Below are 10,291 nucleotides of genomic sequence, written 5' to 3' on the forward strand. Positions count from 1 at the left end.
GGAACCGGATTGCCGGTACGTTCGATCGCAACCGAAGACATCGAGCGCTTCTTCGGCTGGATGGCTCCCTTCGCCGCTCTCGACATGACCGCGTCCAGCGTCTTGACGCAGGAGCGGCTGGGATGGGAGCCTACAGGTCCCGATCTACTCACCGATCTCGCCGCGATGGATCATTCCGAGCCCATGATCGGATAACAGATCGCCGTCGCACGCTGATGTGAGTAGATTCCGCTGACGTGCAGCGGCGTGACTATAGCCTGAGGATCACACCATGGCCTCGGCCGGTTACGTGAACGAACGGCCGATTCTGGGATGTCGCGTTCGGGCACTGAACGACCGCTTGTGGGTCAGCGGGGCATCCGCGGCGGGCCTCAGCGAAAGCCTGATCTATAAGCAGGCCGGGTCATCACTGGGTCCGATGTTTGACGCATGTGAGCGACGGCGGGCCGGCCAGGTGACGCAAAACACCTGTTTGTCGCACAGTGGAGATTGAGACCGGGTTTTCCGCACATCTGGCCTCAAAACGACGATTCTCGGTGAATGACGGCTGGTCCCTTTAACTATGCGTCAGCCGAGCGGCTTTAGCTCACCCGCTATGGCCAGCAGAGCCCGCAACCCTGTGGGTAGCTGCCGTCGCCCGGAATAGTATAGGTAAAAGCCAGGCCCCGTTGTCGCCCATTCCGTTAGCAGCAGGCACAAGTCGCCGTTGGCGACATGCTTGGCAAACAGTGGCTCAAGCCCGAACGTCAGACCTGCACCGTTCAGCGCCATTGCCAGGGTCGATCGGCTGTCGTCGGCGGTCATCGCGCTTTTGATGGGCACAGCGAAGTCACCGTTCGGCCCCTCGAACTCCCAGCGGTAGATGCTGTCGTCGCCGAGCCGAACCCCGAGGCAGCGGTGGTGCTTCAACTCATCCGGATGGGTTGGCGTGCCATGTTCGTCCAGATAGCGCGGGGATGCCGCGACGACCCATCTGAGGTCGGCTGAAAGACGCTGCGCGATCATGTCTTCAGGAACGGTGCCGCCATAGCGCACGCCTGCGTCGAACCCCTCACTGACGACGTCGACGATACGGTTGCTGGAGACGAGGTCGACCTCGATATCGGGGTGGCGGCGAGACAGCTCGGCAAGCACGGGGCCAAGGACTAGCGTTACTGCATCGACGACGGCGTTGATGCGGATCTTCCCACCAGGCGTGGTGCGAAGCTGATCAAGACCCTCAAGTGCAGCACCAATGTCGGCGAACGACCCGGAGACCGACTGCTCCAGTGCCTTACCGGCCGACGTCAGGGTCACGGAGCGGTTCGTCCGGTTGATCAGTCGGACGCCCGCGCGCTCTTCGAATCCTTTGAGGGCGTGGCTGGCCGCGGAGGCTGATACGCCAAGCTCCAAACCGGCCAGGCGGAAATTTCGGTGACGCGCGATCGCCAAAAAATAGGCAAGGTCTGTCAGGTTGGTACGGGTAACAAGCATACGCCAATGCTGAACTCGATTCATCGTTGCATCAAGTAGCGCATGGGTAACTTGCCACGCTTGAAAGCGTTTAATGTTCCTGAGCGGCGCCCGTTGGCGCGCCCGTGGAGGATCGCCGATGGCCAGTGAGACTTTCCAATTGTCACGAAGGGAGATGCTGATGAGCAGCGCCACGACGGCTGCAGTATCCTCTATCGTAAGCGAAACGGCCGCGGCCGCGCCGCCTATGAAAGCCGTGCCGACGTACAAGGTCGCCATGACGGTGAACGGCAAGCCTCGCCGACTGACGCTCGATCCGCGTACGACCCTGCTCGATGCCCTGCGCGAACATCTGCACCTGACGGGCACGAAGAAGGGTTGCGATCACGGGCAGTGCGGTGCCTGCACGGTCATCGTCAATGGGGAGCGGATCAACGCCTGCCTCAGTCTTGCCGTCCAGCATGAAGGCGATGCCGTGACCACGATCGAGGGCCTTGGCACCCCGGAGCGTCTGCATCCGATGCAGGCTGCCTTCGTGAAGCATGACGGGTACCAATGCGGCTACTGCACGCCGGGGCAGATCTGCTCTGCGGTCTCTGTCCTGGAGGAAATCAAGCGTGGCATTCCAAGCCATGCCCAGGCCGATCTGATGGCAACGCCGCAGCCGACCGGCGTCGAGCTGCGCGAACGGATGAGTGGCAACATCTGTCGCTGCGGCGCCTATTCCAACATTGCCGACGCAATGGCCGAAATTGCAGGAGTGCGCACGTGAGAAGCTTCACTTACGAGCGCGCCACGACGCCTGCCGAGGCGGCTAAAATGGTTGCGAGCACGCCCGGTGCGCGGTTCCTGGCGGGCGGAACAAACCTGCTCGACCTGATGAAGCTCGAAATCGAGACGCCCAACCATCTGGTCGACGTGCAGGACCTGAAGCTCGACCGGATCGAACCGACAGACAACGGTGGGCTGCGGGTTGGTGCGTTCGTCAGCAACACGGCGTTGGCGAGCGACGAGCGGGTGCGACGCGACTATGGAGTCCTCAGCCGCGCGATCGTCGCTGGCGCGTCAGGTCAGTTGCGGAACAAGGCGACGACCGCCGGAAATTTGCTTCAGCGGACGCGGTGCCCGTATTTCTACGACACCAACCAACCATGCAACAAGCGCAAGCCCGGGTCGGGCTGTGCCGCGATCGGTGGTTATTCGCGCCAGTTGGCCGTAATCGGATCGAGCGAGGCGTGTATCGCTACTTATCCAGGCGACATGGCGGTTGCTATGCGCGTGCTCGATGCCACCGTCGAGACCGTGCATGCGGACGGGAAGACACGATCCATCCCGATCGCGAGCTTCCATACCCTGCCGGGAAACGCACCCGAGCGCGACAATGTGCTCGATCATGGCGAACTGATCACCGCGGTAACGTTGCCGCGTCCGGTCGGCGGTACGCACGTCTACCGTAAGGTCCGCGACCGGGCGTCCTACGCGTTTGCGCTCGTGTCGGTCGCCGCCATTGTCCAGCGTGACGGCAGCGGGCGCGCTGCGTTCGGCGGTGTCGCCCATCGTCCATGGCGGGTGGAGGCAGCGGAGGCAGCGATGTCGCGGGGCGCGGTCGAGATGGCCAAGGCGGTGTTCGCCGATGCGCGGCCGACCACTGACAACGCGTTCAAGATTCCGCTCGCTACGCGCACGCTCGCGGCAGTCCTTGCAGAGGTGAAGCCATGATCTTCGACAAACCCGCAGGCGCCAATCCGACCGATCGGATGAAGGTGCTCGGCAAGCCACTCGATCGCTACGAGGGGCATCTGAAGACAACCGGTACGGCGACCTATGCCTTTGAATGGCAGGATGTCGCACCCGGCTTTGCCTATGGCTACATCCTCGGCGCCGCGATTGCCAAGGGCAGGATCATGACAATCGACAAGCGCGATGCTGAACGCGCGCCCGGGGTAGTCGGGGTCGTCACCTATCTGAATGCCGGTAAACCCGGGGTCGGCAAGTTCTACGTCCAGAAGATGCTCGCCGCGCCCGAAGTCGACCATTACCATCAACCGGTCGCCGTCGTCGTCGCCGAGAGCTTCGAACAGGCTCGGGCTGCCGCCGCGCTGGTCCGTGTCGACTATCAACGGACGGCTGGACAGTTTGATCTGGCAGCGCAGAACGGCAGCGCACCGGTCCCGCCGGAGGGCGAGTATGGCGGTCCCAACGAGAAGCAGATCGGCGACTTCGCCAAAGCGTTCGCCGCGGCGCCGGTTAAGGTCGACGAGACCTACACCGTGCCCGATCAGGCGCACGCGATGATGGAGCCGCATGCCTCGATAGCCAAATGGGACGGCGACCGTGTGACGTGCTGGACGTCGATCCAGCAGATGAACTGGGGAACGCGTGACCTCGGGTTGATCCTCGGTATCCCCAAGCAGAACGTTCACTTGATCTCGCCCTACATTGGTGGCGGCTTCGGCGGTAAGGGAACCGTCCAGATCGATCTCGCGCTAGCGGCGATCGCCGCGCGCGTGGTCAAGCGCCCGGTAAAAATCGCGCTGCAACGTCCGATCATGTTCAACACGACGATCCATCGGCCCAAGACGATCCAGCGAGTGCAGCTGGGGGCGGGCCGTGACGGGCGGCTGACGGCGATCGGTCACGACAGCCTGTCGGGCAACCTCGTCGGTGGGCGGACCGAGCCGACCGTCACTTCGACGCGGACGCTGTATGCGGGCGCGAACCGGCTGACGCGGATGCGGCTGGCGACGCTTGATCTCGCCGAAGGCAATGCGATGCGTGCGCCGGGCGAAGCGCCTGGGCTGATGGCGCTCGAGGTCGCGATGGACGAGTTGGCGGAAGAGCTGAAGATGGATCCGATCGAGCTTCGCGTCGTGAACGATACGCAGGTCGATCCGGAGAATCCGAACAAGCCTTTCTCGACCCGAGCTTTTGTCCGCTGCCTGCGCGAGGGCGCGGAGCGCTTCGGCTGGGACAGGCGCCAGAGCAAGCCCGGCACGGTCCGCGAGGGACGATGGCTGATCGGCATGGGCATGGCGGGCGCGATCCGTGGCGGCAAGATCGCCAAGGCAGGCGCACGGGCCCGGCTCGATCGGCACGGCGTGGTCACGATCGAGACCGACATGACGGACATCGGCACCGGAAGCTATACGGTCGTCCAGCAGACCGCGGCCGAGATGATGGGCGTCGCGCCCGATCGGATTGTCGTCAAACTCGGAGACTCCACCTTCCCTGAAACGCCAGGGTCGGGTGGGCAGCAGGGCGCGCCTTCTGTGACGGCAGGTGTCTATGCGGCGTGCATGAAGCTGCGCGAGACGGTCGCGCAGCGGCTCGGCTTCAACACCGCCAACGTCGACTTTGCCGATGGGCAAGTCCGCAGCGGTAACCGGTCGGTAAAGCTCGCTGACGCGGCCAAGGACGGCGATATTGTGGTCGAGGATCTGATGGAGTTCGCCAAGCTCGCCGATCAGTTCCAGCAGCAGACCTTCGGGGCGCATTTCGCTGAGGTCGCGGTCGACGCTTATACCGGCGAGGTACGGGTACGGCGTTTGCTCGCGGTGTGCGCGGCAGGGCGAATCCTCAACGCCAAGACCGCCCGCAGTCAGGTGATCGGCGGGATGGTGATGGGCGTCGGTGCGGCGTTGATGGAGGACATGGCGATCGACAAGCGCTTCGGTTTCTTCGTGAACCACGATCTCGCTGGCTACGAGGTGCCCGTGCATGCCGATATCCCGCATCTCGACGCCTTTTTCATCGACGAGGTCGATCCAACGATCTCGCCGGTAAAGGCCAAGGGCGTGGGCGAGCTGGGTCTGACCGGGGTCGCGCCAGCGGTCGCCAATGCGATCTACAACGCAACAGGCGTCCGCGTGCGCGAGTATCCGATCACGCTCGAGAAGCACCTCGACGCGTTGCCGGTGCTGACGTGATGCGCCTGCTGAAATTCGGCACGATCGTCGCCTTGCTGCTGCCCATCAGCTTCGCTCAATCCCAAAGAGGACCTTCCGACATGACCATCGCCCGCAAATCCGAGATGAAGACCGTCGACGGGCCGGAGGCGAATTTTACCGGCAAGGTTACGATCTCCGGGCGATTCCAGCGCGACGACCCGTCGCGCGTCTCTGGCGCGATCGTCCATTTCGAGCCCGGCGCCCGGAGTGCCTGGCACACGCACCCCGCCGGCCAGACGCTGATCGTGACCGAGGGCATAGGCTGGACGCAGATCGCGGATGGCCCGAAGCTGGAGTTTACCGCGGGCGACATCCTGTGGTGCCCGGCAGACCGGAAGCACTGGCACGGCGCGACGGCGCATCAGGGCATGACGCATGTCGCCATCCAGGAGTCGGTCGACGGCTCGGCCGTGACCTGGATGAACAAGGTGACGGACGCCGAGTATCTCGCGCCGCTCGGAACCGAGTGAACGGTCGCAATCCCCCCATCAAACGCGAGTATCTTCCATGACCAATCCCCATCGCTTTTCCGGCAAGGTCGCCTTCGTCACCGGCGCCGCCAGCGGCATCGGCCGCGCGACCGCCGTCGCCTTCGCAACCGAGGGCGCGCAGGTCGCGATCCTCGATCTGACCGAAAATGCCCTGTCCGAAACCGCGGACGCCGTCAGGAACGCCGGCGCACAGGTCCTGGTCCTTGCCTGCGACGTGTCGAAGCCGGACCAGGTCGAGGCGGCGATCGGGCGGGTGATCGAGACCTTCGGCAGGCTCGACATCGCCTTCAACAATGCCGGAGTCGAGAACAAGGCGGCGCCGGTCGCGGAGATCGACCTCGCCGAATGGGACCGGATTCTCGACATCAACCTGCGTGGCACGTTCGTCTCCATGAAGCACGAGCTTGCGCAGATGGTGCGTCAGGGTAGCGGCGTGATCGTCAACACGTCATCGGGCGCTGGTGTCCGGGGCGTGGCGGGCGGTGCGTCCTATGCCGCCTCCAAGCATGCGATCATCGGCCTGACGAAATCGGCCGCGCTCGACTATGCGAAGCAGAATATCCGCGTGAATGCGATCCTGCCGGGCAACATCGAAACGCCGATGATGGATCGCTTCACCAACGGTGATATTCAGAAAGCCATCGACCTCGAGCCGGTCGGTCGTCTGGGAAAGCCCGAGGAGATCGCCGACGCCGTGCTGTGGATGAGCGCAGATCTTGGCGGGTTCGTCACCGGTGCCGCAATTTCCGTGGATGGCGGCTGGTCGCTTTAACGACCGAGTAAAGCTTGTCTGAAGACGGTGGGCGGGCGACAGCCGCTATCAATCCCCGCATTGCGGCATTTGCGATTGAATGGAGCGGCGTCGCGAACCGAAAATGAACGAACGGCTGAAACTGGAGAGCGTAGATAGGGCCGCGAGTGTCCGCTTCTGGGTCCGCTCAGACCTCGGTGCGTTCGGCCAATTCCAAAGCGTCCTCCACGTCAACGCCCAAGTAGCGCACCGTGCTGTCGATCTTGGCATGGCCGAGAAGGATCTGAACGGCGCGGAGGTTGCCAGTCGCCTTGTAGATGATCGACGCTTTCGTGCGCCGTAGCGAGTGCGTCCCATAATCCTGCGCCGGTAGGCCGATGCCGACCACCCACTCGCGCACGAGGCGGGCATATTGCCGCGTGCTCATGTGGTCCATGTCGTCGTTGCGGCTCGGGAAAACGAAGTCGTTCAGTGTCCCCCCACGCCGCTCCAACCATGCTCGCATCGTCTTTCGCGCCGTGTCCATTATCTCGAACTGAACCGGTCGTTTGGTTTTCTGCTGAACCACGACGGCGCGGTCACGGACGCGCCCGCCGGAAACTACATCGCCAATCCGCACCCTGACCACGTCACAGCCGCGGAGCTTGCTGTCGATGGCGAAGTCGAACAGCGCTCGGTCGCGCAGTCTCCTCTGCTGGTCGAGCCAGAAGCGAATGGCCCAGACCTGTTGCTGTTTCAGCGCCCGCTTCGCACCAATCAGCCGGCCTTCGTTCCAAGGCCGAAGTTCGTGAAAGGCGGGGTCCATTGACGAGTGACCCATCGATCATCTCCATCGGCCCAGATAGGCCAATCCAGTATACGCATGCGCAGTAAACCGCCGGTTTAGAAATGTGGTTGATCAGCCGTCGATGATGCTGAACGAGCTGTCGGTTTCGGGCGGCGCCTGGCGGTCTCTGTGCAGCCGGAAGTGGGTCATTTGCTACCCAACCCGCCGGGAGCACGTACCCCAACCGCCTGCCGAGCAAAAAGCGCAGTACTACGCCGGCTCGTGGTAGATTCCCAATTCCGGAAGTGCCAGTCGCCAAGAGAGATCGTCAGTTCTCAGTGCAAACTGCCCTCGGGCAAGATTTGATCCGCACGAGCTACCACCGTCGATAGCAAGCCGGAATACCCTGTACGTTCGTCGCGGGCCGCGGCGACGGCTTCGCCGATCAGCAGCAGTGATGGATCGCTGTCGCTTATCGTATCGACCAGGAAGGCGAGCGCGGACAATCGGCCCCGGATGATGCGTTCACTTGGGAGAGACACGTTGACCGCGACCAGCACCGCTGTGTCGGGCGCCCGACCGGCTGCGATCAGGTTGCGCGCGATCTCGCCGGCAGCGGCGCGGCCCATGTAGATGGCGAGCGTGGCATCGGGTGCGGCGAGGGCGGTCCAGTCGAGGTCGAGCACTTCGCCGGCGCGGGCGTGCGCGGTGACGAAGGTGAGTTTGCGGGCGAGGCTACGGAGCGTCAGCGAGGCGCCGCCCGATGCTGCGGCGGCGCTAGCGGCGGTGATGCCGGGGCATATCTTCACCGCTATGCCGTTGGCCGCGAGATGCTCCATTTCCTCGGTCGAGCGGCCGAAGATCGAGGGATCGCCGCCCTTCAGGCGGACGACTCTCTTGCCGGCTTTCGCGGCGGTGGCGAGCAGGGCGTTGATCGATGCCTGGTCCTTCGAATGGCGGCCCGACCGCTTGCCGACGCCGACCTGCTCGGTGCCGGGGGATATGAGCGCCAGGATTCCGGGGCCGACCAGCGCGTCGAAGAAGACTATGTCGGCGTCGGCGAGCAGTCGCTCTGCTTTTCGCGTCAGAAGGTCGGGATCGCCGGGCCCGGCACCGACCAGCCAGACCGAACCGGGTGGGAAATCATGCGACATGGGCTGATCCTTGCGTGACGAGGAGTTTGGCGAGGGCAGGGCGGCACGAACCACAATTGGTGCCGGCCTTCAGCGCAGCCCCGATCGCAGGTACGTCGGCGAGATGTTGGTCGGCGATCGCGGCGAGGATGATCTTCAGCCCGACGTCGAAGCATGCGCAGACGATCGGGCCACGGTCGACCTGCACGCCCGGCGCGCGCCCCGCGAGCAGGGTGGGCGCGACGACCGCCTCGCTCAGTTGCGCGACGAGCCAGTCTCGCGGCGGCAGCGTGCCGTCGCGGGTGACGAACAGCACTGCCGTCAGCCTGCTGCCCTCCAATATCGCGACCCGACGCGATCCTCGCGCGGCATCGACGGCCTCGATTCGCTGGCCCTTGGGCAGCAGCGCGTCGAGTGCGGCGGCGTCGCCGTTGCCAGCCATGTCCCAAGCCGTTCCACCCGGTACCGCGACCCGCGTCGCCCAAAGGCAGTCCGGGCGGCTGGCCAGTTCGCCGCGCACGACGACGAAGCCGCGCCATTCGGTAGCCACGGCCTCGATCCGGACCGGGGTCGACTTGAAGCCCGGCTGACCCGAGACAGGGTCGGCGAGTGGGCGGGGAAGCAGCCCGGCACGGCCGCCGGTCGCGGTACGGTCGGTCCAGTGGATCGGCACGAACAACTCGCCGATCCGCTGCGTCGCGACGACGCTTGCGCGGAAGACGCTGTCGCCCTGTGGCGTCGTTACGCGCGCTAAACCGCCATCGACGATCCCCAGTCGCACCGCGTCGTCGGGGTGAATCTCGACCAGCGGTTCCTCGCGGTGGCGCGCGAGCTTGGGCGACAGGCCGGTGCGGGTCATCGTGTGCCACTGGTCGCGGTAGCGCCCGGTGTTGAGCGTCATCGGCCATCGGGCGAGCTGCGCGGCAACCGGCTTTTGCCCCACTGGCACTAGGCGGGCACGGCCATCGGGAGTCGAGAACCGGCCGTCCGCGAAGGGTGCGCCGCCCCAACGGAACGGCGTCATCGCATCGTATTCCGCATTGCCCTTGGCGGCATGACCGGGAAGCGCGAACAGCCGCGTGCCGTCGTTCTCATACGCCGATAGCCGGCAATGCTCGCGCCAGATCTCGGCCGGCCGGTCATAGGAGAACGCGGTCTTCCACCCCATTCGCCGCCCAACTTCAGCGATGATCCACCAATCCGGTTTCGCGTCGCCGGGCGCGGCCATGAACGCACGCTGGCGGCTGATCGTGCGATCGGAATTGGTGACGGTGCCGTCCTTCTCGCCCCATGCCGCGGCGGGCAGGCGGACGTGTGCGTGGACCGAGGTGTCGGTCGTCTCGATCACGTCCGATACGACGACGAACGAGCAGGCGGCCAGCGCCTCGCGCACACGGCCCGCGTCTGGCATCGACACCGCGGGGTTGGTCGCCATCACCCACAGCGCCTTGATCCGGCCGTTGCCGAGTTCGCGGAACAGGTCGACGGCCTTCAGCCCCGGCTTGGTCGCCATGTTGGGCGCGGCCCAGAACCGCGCGGCACGGGCGACGTTCGCGGGCGCGAAATCCATGTGCGCGGCGAGGCTCGACGCGAGCCCGCCTACCTCGCGCCCGCCCATCGCATTGGGCTGGCCGGTGATCGAGAAGGGGGCCGCACCCGGCTTGCCGATGCGGCCGGTGGCGAGGTGCAGGTTGGTGATCGCGTTGACCTGATCGGTGCCCGACAGCGACTGGTTCACGCCCTGGCTGAAC

The 10,291-nt window shown here is 64.7% G+C and carries 9 protein-coding genes and 1 pseudogene; 6 read left to right on the forward strand and 4 right to left on the reverse strand.

All coding sequences use genetic code 11. The features are described from left to right. Positions 1-195, forward strand: a pseudogene (locus ASE89_RS20920) (NAD-dependent dehydratase); the annotation flags it as partial. 372 nt (positions 196-567) lie between these two features. Here the strand turns inward: ASE89_RS20920 and ASE89_RS18745 are convergent. Beyond that, positions 568-1,647 carry a LysR family transcriptional regulator gene (locus ASE89_RS18745; protein WP_236701873.1) on the reverse strand — a complete coding sequence of 360 codons (1,080 nt, stop codon included), beginning with the start codon at positions 1,645-1,647 and terminating at the stop codon, positions 568-570. Here ASE89_RS18745 and paoA point away from each other — a divergent pair. The 5 genes from paoA (at position 1,628) to ASE89_RS18770 (ending at position 6,662) form a co-directional block, all read left to right on the forward strand. Continuing rightward, positions 1,628-2,224, forward strand: coding sequence for an aldehyde dehydrogenase iron-sulfur subunit PaoA (paoA, locus tag ASE89_RS18750; protein ID WP_236701874.1), 597 nt, complete (start codon positions 1,628-1,630; stop codon positions 2,222-2,224). The two genes, ASE89_RS18745 and paoA, sit on opposite strands and share 20 nt — an antisense overlap. Next, positions 2,221-3,171 (forward strand): FAD binding domain-containing protein, encoded by a 951-nt coding sequence (locus ASE89_RS18755; RefSeq protein WP_056681037.1) that lies wholly within the window; start codon positions 2,221-2,223, stop codon positions 3,169-3,171. The genes paoA and ASE89_RS18755 overlap by 4 nt, the downstream gene beginning before the upstream one ends. After that, the gene (paoC, locus tag ASE89_RS18760; RefSeq protein WP_056681039.1) at positions 3,168-5,378 is read left to right on the forward strand and encodes an aldehyde oxidoreductase molybdenum-binding subunit PaoC; all 2,211 of its coding nucleotides are present in this window, start codon (positions 3,168-3,170) and stop codon (positions 5,376-5,378) included. Before ASE89_RS18755 ends, paoC begins: the two co-directional genes overlap by 4 nt. Positions 5,379-5,458: 80 nt before the next feature. Continuing rightward, positions 5,459-5,869, forward strand: a complete 411-nt coding sequence (locus ASE89_RS18765) for a (R)-mandelonitrile lyase (RefSeq protein WP_197976038.1) — start codon at positions 5,459-5,461, stop codon at positions 5,867-5,869. Between the two features lie 37 nt (positions 5,870-5,906). After that, positions 5,907-6,662, forward strand: coding sequence for an SDR family NAD(P)-dependent oxidoreductase (locus tag ASE89_RS18770; protein ID WP_056681043.1), 756 nt, complete (start codon positions 5,907-5,909; stop codon positions 6,660-6,662). A 166-nt stretch (positions 6,663-6,828) separates the two neighbouring features. Here ASE89_RS18770 and ASE89_RS18775 read toward each other — a convergent pair whose 3' ends face one another. The 3 genes from ASE89_RS18775 to ASE89_RS18785 all read right to left on the reverse strand — a co-directional run. Then, positions 6,829-7,446, reverse strand: coding sequence for a tyrosine-type recombinase/integrase (locus tag ASE89_RS18775; RefSeq protein WP_197979531.1), 618 nt, complete (start codon positions 7,444-7,446; stop codon positions 6,829-6,831). Positions 7,447-7,742: 296 nt separating this feature from the next. Next, positions 7,743-8,561 carry a uroporphyrinogen-III C-methyltransferase gene (cobA, locus tag ASE89_RS18780; protein WP_056681048.1) on the reverse strand — a complete coding sequence of 273 codons (819 nt, stop codon included), beginning with the start codon at positions 8,559-8,561 and terminating at the stop codon, positions 7,743-7,745. Then, on the reverse strand, positions 8,551-10,291 hold a 1,741-nt coding region (locus ASE89_RS18785), incomplete at its 5' end, for a molybdopterin-dependent oxidoreductase (RefSeq protein ID WP_236701875.1). The genes cobA and ASE89_RS18785, both read right to left, overlap by 11 nt.

Source organism: Sphingomonas sp. Leaf30, assembly GCF_001422525.1.
In the GTDB taxonomy this organism is placed as follows: Bacteria; Pseudomonadota; Alphaproteobacteria; order Sphingomonadales; family Sphingomonadaceae; genus Sphingomonas; species Sphingomonas aerolata.